This is a genomic window from Stenotrophomonas sp. YJH_SMC_46, assembly GCF_059370315.1.
The window spans coordinates 454,916-470,900 of sequence record NZ_JCAFTO010000002.1 but is presented as its reverse complement, the minus strand read 5'-3'; the positions used below and the strand labels follow the sequence as shown (position 1 = coordinate 470,900).

The following is a 15,985-nucleotide window of genomic DNA, read 5'->3' as shown; positions in this document are numbered from 1 at the left end:
CATCACTCCCTGATAAGCCTGGTGAGCCCAGGCCGGCTCACGGTAGCGGGGGAGCCGCGAGGCAACGTGAACACCGGCGTCACGCCACCTTAACGCGTTCATAAAAATTCCTTCACACTACTGGGGGTGATTGGCGCGCTGCGGGGTTAACGGCGTTGTTGTCCGTCAACCAAGGAATGTTGTCCGATGAATCACCCGCAGCACGGCTGTTCGTCCCACTCCCGCTTCCCGCTGCACAGCCGCCTGGCGTTGGCCGTGGCCAGTTCGCTGTTGCTGGCTGCAGCGCTTCCCGCCATGGCCAGCGAGTCACTCGACGCTTGGCAGCAGCAGCGCCAACTGCAGGCCGCATGGGCGCAGCCCACGTCGATGGCGAGCGCGTCGGCCGGCGCCAATGCAGCGGCCGCAACACCCACGGCAGCAGCCAGCAGCACGTCGCTCGTCGGTAACGCAGGTGATCCGGCCAGTTGGCACACGGAGGAATTCAACGCCGACTGGGGCCTGGCGGCGACCCACGCCGACGACGCCTATGCGCGTGGCCTGACGGGCACCGGCATCCGCCTTGGCGTGTTCGACAGTGGCACCGGCCTGGACCATCCGGAATTCGCTGGCAAGAACCATCGCAGCATCCACATCGCCGACGTGCTCGCCGATGGCACGCGCTGCACCAACACTGCACAGCTCACTGGCCCCGGCGCCTGCTTCTCAAGTGACGGCGACGACGTGCAGGTCAGCTACGTCGGGTTCAACGCAAACGTCCCGCAGAACATCCGCGATCTGATCCTGGCGGGGCCCTATGTACAGCCCGGTATCGGCTACGAAGTGCACGGCACCCATGTTGCCGGCACCATCGCTGCCAACCGTGATGGCAACGGCATGCATGGCGTGGCCTTCGGCGCCGATCTCAGTGTGGCCCGCCTGTTCTTCAACAGCGCCAGCGAATGGCAGCGTACGGCGACCGGGTATTCGGTAGTCTCGCTGGGCAGCGTCGGGCCGGATTCGTCCGCCGTGGTCGACATGTATGCGCAGATGAATGCCCAGGGCGTGCGCGCGGTCAACCACAGCTGGGGCCTGAGCAAGGAACCCGATGCGGTGCTGATGGACCGGATCTACAACGATCCCGATTATCGCGACTACCTTGCCACTTATGCAGACGGATCACGCGCCAGGGGAATGATCCAGGTCTGGGCGGCAGGCAATTCGCCGGCGCGCGGTGCTGCGGCTCCTGTATCGGCCAGCCCGATCGCCGGCATGTACGCCACCCTGCCGCGTGCCTTCGCCGACATCGAAAAATACTGGCTCAGCGTCGTCAACGTTGGACAGGATTTCACCCTCAGCCTGACCTCCAACAAGTGCGGGCTCAGCGCCAACTGGTGCCTGGCGGCCCCGGGTTCCAACATCAACTCCACGGTCTACGGCGATGACTCCGCCGTTGCGGCGTCGTTGGGCGTTGATGCCAACGGCAACCTGTCGCTCGACGTCACCCAGCGCGTGCCAACCTACAGCTACGGGCTGCTCAGCGGCACGTCGATGGCCGCACCGCACGTCACCGGTGCGCTGGGCCTGTTGTTCGAACGCTTCCCCTATCTGGACAGCGCGCAGGTCCGCGACGTGCTGCTGACCACCTCGCGTGATCTTGGCGCACCCGGCATCGACGAGATCTACGGCTGGGGACTGATGGACCTGCGCAAGGCCATCGAAGGCTACGGCTCGCTGCGCGTGGACACCAACGTGGTGATGAACCAGAAGGCCGGTGGCCTGAAGGTGTGGGAAGGCGATGCCTGGGATGACTGGACCAATGACATCGGCGGCCCCGGCAAGCTGACCAAGTCCGGCATCGGCTGGTTGCGCCTGAGCGGTGACAACAGCTTCAACGGCGCGGTACTGCAGGACGGTACGCTGGAACTGAACGGCGCCAACGCGCTTACCGCGGCGGTCGAAGTGCAGGGCGGCCAGTTCCTGCTCAACGGCAGCCTGTTCTCCACCGCACTGACCACTACCGGTGGCGTGAGTACGGTCAGCGCCAGCGCCGTGCTGAAGGACAGCAACCTGAGCGTCAACGGCGGCGTGGTGTCCTTCAACGGCACGCAGACCGGCGGCACCACCACGGTCGGTGCCAACGGCCTGCTGAAGGGTGTCGGTACGCTCGGCACCACCCAAGTCGACGGCATCATCGCGCCCGGCAATTCAATCGGCACGCTGACCATCAACGGTAACTACGTGCAGGGCGCAACCGGCGTCTATGCCGCCGAACTTGCTCCAGGCGGGCGCAGTGACCAGTTGCACGTGACCGGCACCGCCACCCTGGGCGGTACCCTGCTCGCGCTGCCGGAGCCGGGCACCTATTACCTCGGCGAGCAGTTCAATTTCATCCGCGCCGACGGCGGTCTCAACGGGCAGTTCGCGAAGACCGACTTCAGCGCGTTCTCGCCGTTCCTGCAGTTCAGCCTGGCGTACGGTGCCAACGGAGCACGCATCGACGTGGCCCGTGGTGCATCGCTGGCCAGTGCGGCCACTACGCCCAACCAGCATGCGGTTGCGGCGGCGGCCGATGGCCTGGCGATCAACCAGGGCCTGCCCAAGCCGCTGACACAGCTGTTCCCGCAGCAGGTCGGTGCCGTACTCGATGGCCTCAGCGGCGAGCTGCACGCAGCCACCTCGCTGGCGCTGGTGGAAGGCAGCCGTCATGTCCGTGACGCTGCGTTGTCACGCCGTGCCGGCGCAACCGCACCGGGATCCGATACGGGTGACGCCACCGGTGCCTGGGTGCAGGCACTGGGCGGCAACAGCAGGCTGGATGGCAACAGCAACACCGCGCGCACCGATGCCAACAGCAATGGCCTGCTGGTGGGCATCGACCGCGAGTTCGATGGCTGGCAGGTCGGCGTGCTGGCCGGTACCGGCCGCACCGACGTGAAGCAGCTGGAGCGCCGTGCCAAGTCGAAGATCGACAACACGCACGTCGGCGCCTATGCCAGCCACGCCTGGGGCGGCTTCGGCCTGCGCGGTGGCGTGGCATGGAGCAAGCACAAGGTGAAGAGCACGCGCGATGTCGGCTTCGCCGGCTTCAGTGACAGCCTGAGCGCGCGCTACAACGCGCATGCGCGCCAAGCGTTCATCGAAGCGGGCTATCGCTTCGGCAACGCGGAAGGCGGGTTGGAGCCCTACCTGCAGGTGGCTCGCGTGGAAGTGGACCTCAAGCAGATCAACGAGCGCGGTGGCGCGGCGGCGCTGCACGGCAAGGTGGACGACACCGGCACCACCACCGCTACCGCAGGGCTGCGCTTCGACAAGGGCCTGAAGGCATCATTCCAGCAGGACAGCTGGCTGCATCTGCGCGGTGGTCTGGGCTATCGCCGCGCCTTCGGAGACCGCAGCCAGGTGGCCAACCTGGCCTTTGCCAACAGCAGCACGCCCTTTGCAGTCGAAGGCGCACCGATTGCCGAGAACGCTGTCGTGGCCGAGCTGGGCCTGTCGGCGTGGCTGACGCCGCGGCAGCAGCTGGAGCTGGGCTACAGCGGCCAGTTCGGCAGTGAAAGCCGCGACCATGGGGCCAGTGCTCGCTGGTCCATCCGCTTCTAAACACGTGTTCTCTTGACGGGTTGGGGCGGCCTTGCGGCCGCCCCTTTTTTGCCCCCCCAGCGCTATGCGCGACGGCGCAGGGCGGCGGCACCTGCCAGGCTGGCAAGTGGCAGCAGCAACCCATAGGCCACCAGCGGCCACACGGTATCGCCGGGTAGCACAAGGATCACCAGCGTGCCGATGCCTGCCACGATAATGCTCTGCACTGCGTAGTACAGGGCCACCGCCGCACCCGACGCATCGGCGAAATCACGCAGCGCACCGTTGGCAGCCACTGAAACCACCATCACCAGCCCCACCGCGATGCCCCACATGGGCAGCACCACGCCGATCAACGAGGGACGCCACGCGGCGGCCGACGCCATCAGCAGCGCCCCGGCCACCATCACCCACAGGCCGCGCAGGAAGGTACCGCGCACGTTCCAGCGCCCAATGCACGCGTTCGCCATCCGCGCCGTGACGATCATCACCAGTGCCACCGTCGCGAAGGCCAGGCTGAACGACAGCGGCGAGTACTGCATGCGCCCGACCAGCAACCGGGGCGCGACTGAGAAGAACACGAAGAATGTGCCCATGCCCGCGCTGAAGCCCAGCGTGTAGACCCAGAACGCGCCGCTGCCGAGGATGCGTCGTGCCGCCGGTCGCGCCCCGTCATGGCACTGCGGGCGGGTTTCGTGCCAATGCCGCACCGCGCGCAGGCCGGCGATCGTGCCCAGTACACCGAGCAGAACGAAGATCGCGCGCCAGCCGACGGCACCAGCCAGCAGTGCGCCCAGAACAGGCCCCAGCGCCGGCACGAAGGCCAGCATCGAAGCGAACAACCCATACAGCGAGGCGCCTTCGGGTGTATCGGCATAGACGTCACGGACCGTGGCGAAGGTCGCCACCAATGCCGCCGACGCTCCCACCGCCTGTACGGTTCGCCAGGCCAGAAAAGCGGCGCCGCTGCCGGACAAGGCCAGCGCAAACGACGAAAGCGCGAACAGCAACGCCCCCAGCAACAGGACCGGGCGTCGCCCGATGCGGTCGGACAATGGGCCAAACAGCAACTGGCCCAGCCCGAGCGCCAGCAGGTAACTGCTCAACGTGAGCTGCACCAGCGTCGGGGATGTCTGCAGTGCCTGCGGCATCACCGGCACCACAGGAAGATAGATGTCCATGGCCAGCGAGGCCAGGAGGTCGAACGGCGCCATCAGCACAATGGCCGACGGCAACGGGTGGGCCCAACGCGGGGCCTTTCGATTGAACATGGGGAGTCTCCGCCCGGAGTGATCCGGCGGCGATCCATCCACTTCGCGTGCATCGCAGGGATGATCACCGCAACAACGTCTGCATCGTTGTTGCGGCTCAGCGAACTGTCTGCGGACCGTTCCCGTTGCTCATGGTGTTGATCGTTGGCGGTGCGGAACCGGTGCAAGTGTAGCAGCGACCGGTTCAGGGTGGCCGGGGCAGCGGTGCCGCCCCGGCCGCGGCGACCCTGGGGAGTGGGCCGCCGCTGATCGTCAGGCCGCCTTCATCGCATGCTTGCGCGCGCGCATCACGTTGTGGCACTCCTGCACTTCGGGCAACAGCTGAGTGACTTCCTGGCGCACCGCCGGCGGCAGTTCATTGTCCTTCAGCACATCCTTGAACGCGCCCAGCAGGCGATCCTCGGACTCTTCCAGCTCGGCCACGTAGCCATAGTTGGTATCTCCGAACGCGGCGCGGACCTTGCCGTAGAACTGCTGCATCGAACCCACCACGGTGCCATGCTCGGCCGGCTTGCCGCCGCTGGCAGCCACCGAACCGCTCAGCGCCGCGACGATGCGGCCCTTGACGCCGGCGATACGGGTGAACAAGGCCGACAGCTCGGCATCCTTCACCTTGGTTGCGGCCTCTTCGTAAAACGACTTGCCGTCGCGGGCGATCTCGATCAGGTCGTTGAGGCGGTGTTCGATGGTGGACTGGGTGCTCATGGCCTTGCTCCTGTATCTTCGTTTCAGGGGGAGAAAAGCAGCCTCGACTGCGCTGCCTGCGGATCCACTGTGGACATGCTCGTGTGGTTCGCGGGTGAGCAGCGATTGATATGCACATCACGCACTGACTGCTTCACGCCACAGTGGCGCGTGGCTCACATCGAGCGGTGCTGGCCAGCCTCACCAGGGAACGAACAGGATGATCAGCACGATCACCACGACCGCGGCGAGCGCTCCCATCAGTACGTTTCTCTGGCGCCAACTGGGCTTCGGTTTTCCGGGGGTATTCATGCCTGCTACCTGTCTCTGCGGATGACCCCGGCAGACTGATGGATCGGCGGCGGTACGTGCGTGCAGGACGCGTGCAGGTGACGTGCAGGGCGCCGCCATCGATGTCGATTTCCGGGACGCCCGCTCGTCAGATCATCAAAGCCCTTCCCTCACCACGCGGACTGCTGCCATGACCGCCATCCTCACCGCCTTCGCCACCTCTCCCGACCGCGGCCAGGGCCTGGCCCGTGACATGCGCGTTCGCTGGGCGCTGGAAGAGCTGGACGTGCCCTATGACGTGCAGCTGCTCAGCTTTGCCGAGCTGAAGCAGCCCGCGCACCTGGCACGCAATCCGTTCGGGCAGATTCCCACCTGGCAGGAGGGCCACCAGGTCCTGTTTGAATCCGGCGCGATCGTCCTGCACCTGGCCGAACAACATTCCGGCCTGCTCCCGGTTGATCCGGATGCCCGCATGCGCGCGGTCATGTGTCTGTTTGCCGCACTGAACACGGTAGAGCCGCCGATTGTCGAGCGCTCCATGGCCTGGGTGCTGGAGCGCGAGCAGCCGTGGTACGCACAGCGGCTGCCGATGCTGGATGAGCGGGTTCGGGCGCGATTGGCGCAACTGTCAACATGGCTGGCCAACGCGCCGTGGCTGGACGGCGATTTCAGCGTGGGCGACCTGATGATGGTTTCGGTGCTGCTGCGCCTAAAGAGCAGCGGGCTGCTTGACGAGTATCCGCTGCTGGTGGCCTATGTGGCACGGGCAACGCAGCGTCCCGCCTATCAGCGCGCGTTTGCTGCGCAGCTGGCGGTATTCCAGAACGGGTAGTTCCGCGCCATGCGTGGAAATACTCAGCGCAAGCTGCGCCGGCAGGCGGCCTGCACCAGCATCAGCTGCGCCACCAGGATCAGCATCGCGCAGCCGGACAGCAGCCACGGATCGATGTACCACTGCGCGTTGAAACTGAAATCACCGGCGGAAATGCGCTTCCAGCCGTTGAAGTGCTGCATCGCTGCGACCACGAACGCGAAGCCACCGGCTGTGTACGACAACCAGGGCACGATGAGGCTCCCCGGGCGCGCGAACAGCGTGAGCAGGCCGAGCACGCCGATGACCGTGCGCTGCACGCGGCAGTACGGGCAGACATAGGCCATCCCGCTCCATTCCACCGCCCAGGCCAGCAGGCTGACCAGCACGGCCGCGCCTGCCGCGGCGTGCAGGACTTTCGGCGTGATCATCATGCCACTCTCGTGTGCCATCCCGTGCTCCTTGGTTGAAAGACCTAGGCAGGGTAGCAGTGCTGCAGCCTCATCCCTTCTTGATGACGGTCCGCTTGCCGATGGTGCTGGTCTTGCCAGCGGTCGGCCTGGCCAAGCCAGGAATCAGGAAATCGGTGACCTTGTGGCCCATCGACACCTTGGACGCCAACCAGCGCGGCATGCGCCCGCGACCGGTCCAGGTCAGGCGCTTGTATTCCGGGTCGCGATACTTGGGCGCGACTTTGCCGGATTTACGGCGGGCGGGTTTGCGGGCGGGCGCAGGTGTTTCCGAGGCTTGGCCGCCAAAGAGTTCTTCGATGGTGTATCCGGCTTCGGCGGCGGCGGCCTTCAGCATCCGGCGCACCGCACTGGCCGGACGGCGGCTGGAAATCAGCTGTTTCCGCCGTTCAGCGGCAACCACCAGGGCACCCAGCTCGCGAAGGCTGAGCGATTCAATATCGATCGTCATGCGGGAAAGGTCTACTGCAGCGCGGCAGCTGTCAAGGCGCCCTGCCCGGCGCGTAGACACGGGCTTCACCGCCGGTGGGCTCCGATCGCCTGCGTCGGCCATCTCCGAGGACCTCGACGTGAGCACTTCATCGCATTCGCTCGCCTACCTGCTTGCACGCATCCTGCTGATGGCCCTGTTCCTGGTCTCCGGGCTGGGCAAGCTCGGTGATCTCAGTGGTACCCAGGGCTACATGGAGGCAATGGGAGTTCCCGGCATCCTGCTCTGGCCGACCATCGCTTTCGAAATCGGCAGCGGCCTGTGCATCCTGCTCGGCTTCCAGACCCGGCTGGTGGCGGTCGTACTGGCAGGTTTCAGCCTGGTCACCGCTTTCATCTTCCACCACAACTTCGCCGATCAGACCCAGCAGATCATGTTCCTGAAGAACCTGGGCCTGGCCGGTGGCTTCCTGCTGCTGGCCTGCACCGGAGCCGGGCGCTACAGCATTGATGGGCGTGGGCGGCGCGGATAAGCAGGCGGCATGCCGCCATCACCCCTGGCCCACGGGCGGGACGCGCTGCAGACGCAGGTTTCGCCATGTCGGCTGGGAGCTGCGGAAATCCACCGCTTCGCCATCGCTGGTGAACAACAAGCCTGGCTCCACTTCAGTGACCAGGCGGATGCCATCGATGTACAGCCAGCCCTGTCGCTGCTCCAGCACAACGGACATCGACGGTTTTCCCCACTGGTCGATGCGATAGCGCCCCAGCCAGGGTTGCCAATGGGGCGCCTGCGGCCCGGTGGGCCCATCGATGGGATCGTTCTGGTCCAGGCCGTCCTCGCCGTTGCTGCATTCCAGGTGCGCCGGCAGCATGTCCGTCGCCGCATGGTAGCGGTACGTCGCAACTTCTCCATCGGTGTCCACGGTGAACAGTTGGTCGCCGTCGATGGCCGCAAAACGGCCGCCCACAGCTTGCGCCCCACGATGCAGTTGCAGTTCACCGCTTCCGGCAACCACGATCTTCGCCTTGCCGCTGCGCCCGATCCAGCTCCCCGCCATCCGCTGCACCTGGTCCTGGTTCAACCTGATCGGCGCCAGGGAAGACAGGGGCACACGCGGCTGACGAGGCCCGAAACGCGCCGACAACAGCTGATCGAGCAGACGCTCGCCAATGCCGTACCCCGCAGACGTCGCGCGATTGAACATCGCGGCAAATCCAGCGTTTGCCTGCCTGCAGTAGGTGAACACGCACCCGAATCCGAAGCCCCCGCCGCGGTGGTGCAGCAGCCTCACCGATGTACTGCCGTAGAGGCGTTCGCTGCGCATGACACCGAGCCCGTAGTCACCGCCCAGGCCGAAACCATGCATCTCGTCCCAAAGGTGAGGCTCGAGCAGTTGCTGCGCACCGGATCGACCGCCACCGAGCAGGAAGCCAAGATACTTCGCCATGTCGGCGGCACTGGTCCAGACGCCTCCCGACACCACCAGCGGCGTCACCGGCGGTACCTGCGCATGGCCTTCCTGGGTTCCCAGTGCCCGCCCCTTGCTTGCCAGGTAGATCGAGGCATCGGCCGTACTGTCGTGCATTCCCAGCGGCTCGAAGATCCGGCGCTGCAGCCAGGCCGGATAGCTGATGCCCGCAACCTGCTCAATGACATGACCGGCAAGGTCGAAGCCCAGGTTGGAGTAGCGATAGCGCGTACCCACTGGAAAGCGCAGCCATGTCTGCGAGATGCTGCGGACGTGCGCATCAAAGCCCGGCGACGCCGGTTCGTAGTTGTTGCCCAGTGGCGCCTCGTGCGTGAATCCCGCGCGATTGGCAAGCAGCAGGCGCAGGCTGATGCGCTCCTGTGGAGCATGCTCGAAGCGGCTGCGCACCGTGAACGACGGCAGATAGCGGGTAATGGGCGCGTCCAGATCAAGGATGCCGTCCTGCACGGCCAACAGCACCGCCACCGCCGCGAAATTCTTCGAGGTGGACTGGATGCTGAACATCGTGCTGGCGTCTACGGCCGCGCTGCCCTGGCCTGATACGTGACCGAAGCCTTCAGTCCAGCGCACCTGTCCGCCTTCGACCAGGCAGACGGCAGCGGCACCGATGCCGCTGCCGTCCATGGCCGAGCGGATCACGCCGCGTTCCGCGTCGATCAGGCTCCCGGTGGTGACGGTTGGCTGCGCCACCGCAGCAACGCCGGTGGGCATGAGCGTGGCCGCCGGAACGGCAGCAGCGTTGGCCAGGAAGGCGCGACGACTGAGCGTACCAGGCATCAGATCACTCCTCTTCGGGATGCCGCCATCTTCCCGCCAGCAGAAATGGCGGGGCATGTGTCATTCGGCACAGAGTGCGGTGATCGACAGTGCTGCACCTTCGCCGGCTGCGCAGGCCTCAGCCCGGAGAGAGCGGCAGGCGGATTCCCTTCGCCGCAACAAAGGCGCGGCACTCGCTCCAATAGGCCTGTGGCGGTGCCCGGAGCTCTGGTCGTGACCAGTCGTCGGTGATGTGCAACGGGTCGCCCGGCACCGGGTCCGAAGCGCGTGACGGACCAGAACGTAAACAAGGACTGAATACGAACCAAGGCGGACCGGGGGAGGCTGCACCACTTTTCCGTTCTCTGCGGGCGATGCAGATGTGCACAAGACGATCGAGTCCATCTCTGGGGACTTGCATGCACTCCGTTTCAGTTGCGCGAGCAGCTCCAACGTTGTTGCGTCGCCTACCCGACCCAGTGTTAATCGCAAGGAAACTGCACCACCCTCATGGAATACAGAAGTTCATCGCAGAAATTCGCTGCAGCACTCGTCGTTGCCGTACTCGCCACGGGAGCGGTGGCGGCCCTTCTCCTCCTTCGCCCCACGCCACAGTCCTCGCAAACGGCACCGAACGTTGAACAGGCGGGCGGGCAGCGCAAGGATCCTTCTGCGCCGACACCCTCGGCTGCGTCACCCGCGTTACGGCCTGCCAACAGCACGAGCATGCTGTTTCCTGGTGTTCCGCAGAATCGCGATGGAATGGAACCCAAGGACGATGATCCATTTGATGGGCGTAGCCGCGAGGAGCAACGCTGGCTGGATGAACATGGCTATCCGAATACCGCGCAGTGGGCTTCCTATTCCAGCGCGCCCGATGCGTTGCTGGAACAAGCCGCCCACGGCGGCGACAAGCTTGCGCGCACCATGCTGGACTCGCGAAAGCTGCCCGATCGAACCGCCTTGGACCGGATGATGTCGTCCGCAGTGGACGGCAACTACTTTGCACTGCAACTGCTTGCGACTCATTTCGCATCCACCGGTCGAGCCGGAAACATCAACGCATACGCGGTTTCGCGCGTCCTGGAGATGCGCGCAGACCCTTCCGCCGCGCTTGGCAGGGAAATCATGTTCTCTGCACCGCTCACTATCGAAGAGCGGATGCAGGGGGAGGCCGAAGCGCTTCGTCTGAATGCCACATTCAACCAGCTCTACCAGGAACGAACCGGCGTCCCGTTCGTTCCCGATTACCGCCCGTTCCCCGTTGACAACTCGCAAGGATGGCAATGAAACCTGCAAGTAAATTCGTCCTGGCCACCGCTGCTTTCACCGTTACCGGTGTTGCTCTGGCCTGCACCGTTCTTCCAATGCTCCCGTTCTCGATATCGGTCGACCTGAAGGATATCGCGGCGGCCAAGCAAGCCGGTGCCTCATCCGCAGATGCGCCCAACCGGGCATTCCTGAAGAAGCTGGATGAGACCGCTGAAAGGACGTTCGGTGCGGATGCATGGCGCAACACGTCCTTCGTCGGCAACGTCATGTACAAAACAAAAATCATGATGATGACCGGCTCAAGCATGATCACCGTCAGCAAGCCGTGCGGGAAGTCGGCAGAAGAGTCAGGCGGCACCGAGGACAGCTTCGCCTCGACACCCCCGTCTGGCGGTGGTGGTGGTGGCAGCACTGGCGGTGGTGGCGGGATCGGCGGCTGGTTCCCCGGTGGTGGCGGGTGCTTCGGCAACTGTCAGCCGCCGCCGCCCGGTCGCGTTGGTCCTATCGAGAATCTGCCACGATCCTGAGGGCACCACAATGAAAGGGCATCGCCGCAAGGTGCTGCCCTTGGCGCCCCTGACGCACCAGCCAGACGCCATCGGGGCGTCGTCACTGGACTTTGCTGGACGTTCAATTGGTGGCCCACCAGCAACCGAATTTGCAATCCAAGCCACTGAATAATAACAATAATATCGATAACTCGTGGGGATCTGACTCGCAAATTGACTCACAAAAGTGAGGCTACATGCCTTGCTCGTGGTGCGCCAAGTCCTAATGCTTCGCCATGACCTAGTCGTACGGGTCTTCGGGTTCGATGGCGTCGACTTCGGCCTTGATCATTGCATCCAGTGTCTCTAAGACGTCCCCCGCCAAATCGATTGCTTTCATTGCGGCTGGAATGGTCATCTCTTCTCCCTCCAAGACGCGGTCTATTACATCCAATACGGACAGCAACGTATTGCTTTGCATCCTATCGATAGCGCCTTCACTCCTCAGTTCAGACACCATCTGAGCAGCGCCCGACCAAGAGACGATCTTATGGAAGTAACCAAGCTCTGCGAGCTTCGCTTCGATGGCACTCCTCATGTCTGCCATTTGAATACGCACAGCGCTAAGGCCCGAAGCTCCTAGCTCGTTTGCTCGTACTCTGCTCCTCTTCAGCACAAATGAGGCGCGTGAAGTCGGATCATCTGAAGCGTGCATCTTCTGAAACCTTTGGAAATCTCCGACAGTAGCCGGCACTGAGGCGGCCATACCGTCAGGCCCACTCTGAGCCCAGTGATCACCATCGCTTGACGATTGCCAAGCTGATGCCTGCTCAGACGCTCTGCGAGTGTAAGAATGCACGGATTCAGCAGTTTTTCCCGAAGTCCCCCCCTCTCTGTGCGCACCGCTGGATTCGGTGTCGCCCGCCATGCCAGCGGCTCGCGCGTCCTGCGCGATCCTATCGATCTCTCGCATCTCAATCTTACCAATTCCGGGCAGCTCAATCGACTTGATCACCGAGCGCATCCACGGCAATAGAGCGATCACAATGAGCGCCACTGATATGGCATCCAACTTGATGAGGCTGGGGAACAAGCCCCTGATCACCACTGAAGTTATCGCTACGGCAGAGACTAAAATTGCCCCAATTCGCCAATTCCTAACCGGCCGGACCTTCTTCCCATCCTCGCTCACCGTCCGCTCTCCATTCCAAAATCGCCGTATCAAAGACCGCACATTACATGACTCGACAAGGGGGACATTCGGTTGGTCTCGAAACACGTCGATTGCTCCGCGCGGGCAGGGGGGGAACAAGCCTGGGAGATGTCCATCGTTGCCAGGTTGTGCTACAGAACGGGAAATGGTCAAGGTCACAATCTACTGGCGGGACGGGGTCGCCTACCTCAACTGGCGCGATGGCGGTAAGAGATTCCGCCCATCCATCGGTCCTGTCAGCCCTCGCGAAGCTGAGGAGATACGATCAGCGCGTGAAGCGGAGCTGAGGCACGGCGTCCGGATCATCTCCCGGGCGCCACTGCTACGCGACTTCCTGGGCGTGTGGCTGGACTGGTACAAGGCAGAGCATCCGACCACGCATGGCAAGGCCCAAAGCGAGCTGCGAATCATCCTAGACAGTCTGGGCCATCGCCCAATAGACACCCTGCGCCCCATTGAGCTGGAGGCGTACAAGACCCAGCGCCTAGTGAAGGACAAGATGGCGCCGGAGACAGTCGGGAAGGAGGTTCGGCGCCTGCAGGCCGCGCTAAGGTGCGGGGTGCAGTGGAAGGAACTGGATGCGAACCCGTTTGAGGGGATCCAGGCGCCAAGAGGGGTGCGGAGCGTCGCCGTCCGGTTTTATACAGCCGATGCCATGCAGCAGCTCTATGCGGCCAATGCCGCCCGAGCGAATCTGTGGCGGTTCATGGCCCACACCGGGATCCGGCGCGGCGAGCTGATGCACCTGAGGCACGAGAACGTGGTAGCCGGTCGCCTACTGGTCGAGAGTGACCCGGACGAGGACGGCGACGGACGCACGAAGTCGGGGAAGTGGCGAGAGGTGCCATTGAACGCCCATGCCGCTGCAGCTCTAACCACCCTTCCCGATCCGCTGGTAAGCGTCCACAAGGACACAGTCTCTGATTGGTTCCGGGCCGATGCAGACAAAGCAGGAATTGGCGGCCACCTACATCGCCTACGGCACACCTTCTGTGCGCACATGGTCATGGCTGGCGTGCCGTTGCGCCGAGTGCAGATCCTTGCCGGGCACGCTGATTACGCCACGACAGAAAAATACTACGCGCATCTTGCTTCGGATGGAGATGCCGCAGCCGTGGCTACTTTGAGCTTCTAGCCACCAAGAATGTCCAGCGAATCAGAAGGAGCTGCTGCAATGGAATCGAGCAACAAGCTGCTGACCTTGATGAAGGCAGCAGAGCTTTCAGCCTGCTCAACCAGAACCTTACGCAGAGCCATTGATGGCGGGCAGCTTGCCGCTGTGAGACTCGGGCAAAGCGCCAGGTCGGATCGCATCCATAGAGAAGACTTGGAGGCTTGGTGGAACCAATGCCGCCTGCGACCTGTAGCAGCTCCAAAAATATCTATACGTGATATTCGCCCGCCACCACTCGATACGGCGGAGGCGAGACTCGAGAAGAGCCTGGGAATCGGTGCTAATGGCAAGACGGCGCCCCGCCGACGCTAAGCAAAGAGGGGCTGCAACGCCAGCGAGGTCCGGCAATCGCCCCGCCTGAACGGGGGATCAGATTCGAGCGCGGGACAGCTGCTCTCTACCTGCCCTGACCCACGCCTTCATGGGATCCCTCGCCCTGGGCTTGGTCTCCTTCGGCGGTCGGCGTGGTTCCAGCGCTTCCTTGATTCGCGCCAGTTCCACAGTCCCGGCCTCGGCCAGACACCGGGTCTGTTGCTGCTGCTCACGGGTCGGCGGCAGGCCGGGCAGCGGCGGCTCGGGCTGGATCGGGGTGCTGTCGGTCAGCTGGGCAACCGCCTGGCGCAGGGGCAGATCGGGATAGAGCCTGGCCGCGCACCAGCGCTCGGCGTAGCGCTTGGCCTGCCGCACGCTGGCCGCGCGTACTTCCTTCACCTGCCACATCTTCTGGCCTTCCATCCATAGCCGGATCCCAAGACCGCCATCGGGTGTGACGCTGGCCGTCTCGCGGCCGTTGTACCAGAGCGCCCAGCGCTCACCGGTCTGGACCCAGCCAGAGGGGATCGGGGCGGTGCGAAAGCCGTGGGAGGAATACATGGCCTGAAGGATACGGCCGGCGGTCGCAAAGGCTGCGACAAGAATCGTTCACCATCTGAACCGTTCGGACTGAGTGCCGGCGCGGCGCTGCTCACGCGCCCCCGGGTTGAGCAGCCATCGGCCCAAGAGTGACGTCAGGATTGTCCTGACTGGCGGCTATCAGCGGCGTCTGAGACGGTACGGCTACAACGAAACAAGCCTGCGAGGAGCCATGCTGGACATTCTAGACATCGAGTTGCCAATGTGGCTGCCGATTTCCCTGTCTATACTCCTGTCCCTGGTGGTTGGCGGAATGTACCTCCATTTCCACCTTGAGTTCCACAATCGGCGCGCTTGCACAGGACTGGAGGCGCTTCAGAACGACTCTTCCGCGCTTGAGAAGAGACTGTCCCAATGCCTGAAGGAAGGGCGCACGTTCCCGGCCAGATGAGCTATCACTTTGAACAAGCGATCCTTCAGTTCCGCGATCTGCAGGAACTCTGCCAGCCAGGCAAGAAGCCTAGGCTTGCCACCGTGATCCGATGGGCCAACGGATGCGGGATCCGCTTCCTATATGACGGAAGCGGCGGGATCTGGACGACTATGGACGCGCTCAATGAGGCGCTCGGCCTAGCCGGAGCAACGCCGCATCTTGAGCCCTATGATCCTGATGACATCTGACGGGGCCAATGCGCCTATCGGTCACTAGATCGACTTCTCTCAGGCACCTCAGACCGTACTCAGTACCGGAGATGGAAGACGACCCGGTTGCGAAACAGGTGCGTGAGCCCAGCAGAGCCAAGTCCGAACAGGAGCAAGCCGCCGACTAGGCCAATCCACCATACCAGGACGGCGCCCGACCAGATTCCGAAGGAAATGGAACAAATCAAGACCAACGAAGAAGCCCATCCGGGACTGCCGTACTCAATGCGGGCCTTACACCCTCGGCAGACTATCGCACCGCGCGGCACGTATCCCATGCACATCGGGCAGATCATCTGATCGTCCATGTTCTCCGCTCCATTGTTTGGATATCTGGAGCAATATCGGCGTAGACGACGGAAACTTGTGCGCCCTTTCACTACGCCTGCTGTTGTCTTGGTAACTAAGGCGTGGCAGGACTAAAGGCAGTCCTGGTACATCCGAAATCCATGCGAACGCATTGCGAACGCATCGCCCTAGCATGACGAACGCATTGGAAGTCAGTCGAGCATTGCTCGAGG

The 15,985-nt window shown here is 63.6% G+C and carries 16 protein-coding genes; 8 read left to right on the top strand and 8 right to left on the bottom strand.

Going from position 1 to position 15,985, the window contains the following annotated elements; genetic code table 11:
* Positions 1–186: 186 nt before the first annotated feature.
* Positions 187–3,579, top strand: coding sequence for an autotransporter domain-containing protein (locus tag AC5P8C_RS07185; protein WP_495218505.1), 3,393 nt, complete (start codon positions 187–189; stop codon positions 3,577–3,579).
* A 62-nt stretch (positions 3,580–3,641) separates the two neighbouring features.
* Here the strand turns inward: AC5P8C_RS07185 and cml are convergent, their stop codons facing one another.
* Together cml and AC5P8C_RS07175 are read right to left on the bottom strand one after the other, a co-directional pair.
* Positions 3,642–4,829 carry a CmlA/FloR family chloramphenicol efflux MFS transporter gene (gene cml, locus AC5P8C_RS07180; protein WP_233653707.1) on the bottom strand — a complete coding sequence of 396 codons (1,188 nt, stop codon included), beginning with the start codon at positions 4,827–4,829 and terminating at the stop codon, positions 3,642–3,644.
* Between the two features lie 252 nt (positions 4,830–5,081).
* Positions 5,082–5,534, bottom strand: coding sequence for a PA2169 family four-helix-bundle protein (locus AC5P8C_RS07175; protein ID WP_005419568.1), 453 nt, complete (start codon positions 5,532–5,534; stop codon positions 5,082–5,084).
* 460 nt (positions 5,535–5,994) lie between these two features.
* Here AC5P8C_RS07175 and AC5P8C_RS07170 point away from each other — a divergent pair, with 460 nt between their 5' ends.
* Complete coding sequence (locus AC5P8C_RS07170) at positions 5,995–6,636, top strand: glutathione S-transferase family protein (RefSeq protein WP_233654083.1); 642 nt, start codon at positions 5,995–5,997, stop codon at positions 6,634–6,636.
* Positions 6,637–6,659: 23 nt separating this feature from the next.
* Here the strand turns inward: AC5P8C_RS07170 and AC5P8C_RS07165 are convergent, their stop codons facing one another.
* Both AC5P8C_RS07165 and AC5P8C_RS07160 read right to left on the bottom strand, forming a co-directional pair.
* Positions 6,660–7,067 carry a hypothetical protein gene (locus AC5P8C_RS07165; RefSeq protein WP_019660761.1) on the bottom strand — a complete coding sequence of 136 codons (408 nt, stop codon included), beginning with the start codon at positions 7,065–7,067 and terminating at the stop codon, positions 6,660–6,662.
* Between the two features lie 49 nt (positions 7,068–7,116).
* Complete coding sequence (locus AC5P8C_RS07160) at positions 7,117–7,536, bottom strand: H-NS histone family protein (protein ID WP_019660762.1); 420 nt, start codon at positions 7,534–7,536, stop codon at positions 7,117–7,119.
* Positions 7,537–7,654: 118 nt separating this feature from the next.
* On the opposite strand from AC5P8C_RS07160, the gene AC5P8C_RS07155 reads away from it, so the two are divergent.
* Complete coding sequence (locus tag AC5P8C_RS07155) at positions 7,655–8,047, top strand: DoxX family protein (RefSeq protein WP_019660763.1); 393 nt, start codon at positions 7,655–7,657, stop codon at positions 8,045–8,047.
* Between the two features lie 18 nt (positions 8,048–8,065).
* Here AC5P8C_RS07155 and AC5P8C_RS07150 read toward each other — a convergent pair whose 3' ends face one another.
* Positions 8,066–9,784 carry a serine hydrolase domain-containing protein gene (locus AC5P8C_RS07150; RefSeq protein ID WP_495218504.1) on the bottom strand — a complete coding sequence of 573 codons (1,719 nt, stop codon included), beginning with the start codon at positions 9,782–9,784 and terminating at the stop codon, positions 8,066–8,068.
* 741 nt (positions 9,785–10,525) lie between these two features.
* On the opposite strand from AC5P8C_RS07150, the gene AC5P8C_RS07145 reads away from it, so the two are divergent.
* Together AC5P8C_RS07145 and AC5P8C_RS07140 are read left to right on the top strand one after the other, a co-directional pair.
* Positions 10,526–11,053 (top strand): hypothetical protein, encoded by a 528-nt coding sequence (locus AC5P8C_RS07145; protein ID WP_019660765.1) that lies wholly within the window; start codon positions 10,526–10,528, stop codon positions 11,051–11,053.
* Positions 11,050–11,562: a hypothetical protein gene (locus tag AC5P8C_RS07140; protein WP_155030172.1), complete on the top strand. Its 513-nt coding sequence runs from the start codon at positions 11,050–11,052 to the stop codon at positions 11,560–11,562. Before AC5P8C_RS07145 ends, AC5P8C_RS07140 begins: the two co-directional genes overlap by 4 nt.
* A 262-nt stretch (positions 11,563–11,824) precedes the next feature.
* On the opposite strand, the gene AC5P8C_RS07135 is transcribed toward AC5P8C_RS07140, so the two are convergent.
* Entirely contained in the window at positions 11,825–12,616 is a 792-nt protein-coding gene (locus AC5P8C_RS07135) for a hypothetical protein (RefSeq protein ID WP_495218503.1), read from the bottom strand.
* 265 nt (positions 12,617–12,881) lie between these two features.
* Between AC5P8C_RS07135 and AC5P8C_RS07130 the strand changes: the two genes are divergently transcribed.
* Positions 12,882–13,871, top strand: coding sequence for a tyrosine-type recombinase/integrase (locus AC5P8C_RS07130; RefSeq protein WP_495218502.1), 990 nt, complete (start codon positions 12,882–12,884; stop codon positions 13,869–13,871).
* Here AC5P8C_RS07130 and AC5P8C_RS07125 read toward each other — a convergent pair.
* Positions 13,868–13,993 carry a hypothetical protein gene (locus AC5P8C_RS07125; RefSeq protein WP_495218633.1) on the bottom strand — a complete coding sequence of 42 codons (126 nt, stop codon included), beginning with the start codon at positions 13,991–13,993 and terminating at the stop codon, positions 13,868–13,870. The genes AC5P8C_RS07130 and AC5P8C_RS07125 overlap by 4 nt on opposite strands.
* Between AC5P8C_RS07125 and AC5P8C_RS07120 the strand changes: the two genes are divergently transcribed.
* Positions 13,941–14,222 carry an excisionase family DNA-binding protein gene (locus AC5P8C_RS07120; RefSeq protein WP_495218628.1) on the top strand — a complete coding sequence of 94 codons (282 nt, stop codon included), beginning with the start codon at positions 13,941–13,943 and terminating at the stop codon, positions 14,220–14,222. The genes AC5P8C_RS07125 and AC5P8C_RS07120 overlap by 53 nt on opposite strands.
* 57 nt (positions 14,223–14,279) lie before the next feature.
* On the opposite strand, the gene AC5P8C_RS07115 is transcribed toward AC5P8C_RS07120, so the two are convergent.
* Positions 14,280–14,783, bottom strand: a complete 504-nt coding sequence (locus AC5P8C_RS07115; RefSeq protein ID WP_495218501.1) for a hypothetical protein — start codon at positions 14,781–14,783, stop codon at positions 14,280–14,282.
* Positions 14,784–15,209: 426 nt separating this feature from the next.
* On the opposite strand from AC5P8C_RS07115, the gene AC5P8C_RS07110 reads away from it, so the two are divergent.
* The gene (locus AC5P8C_RS07110) at positions 15,210–15,443 is read left to right on the top strand and encodes a hypothetical protein (protein WP_495218500.1); all 234 of its coding nucleotides are present in this window, start codon (positions 15,210–15,212) and stop codon (positions 15,441–15,443) included.
* Positions 15,444–15,985: the final 542 nt, after the last annotated feature.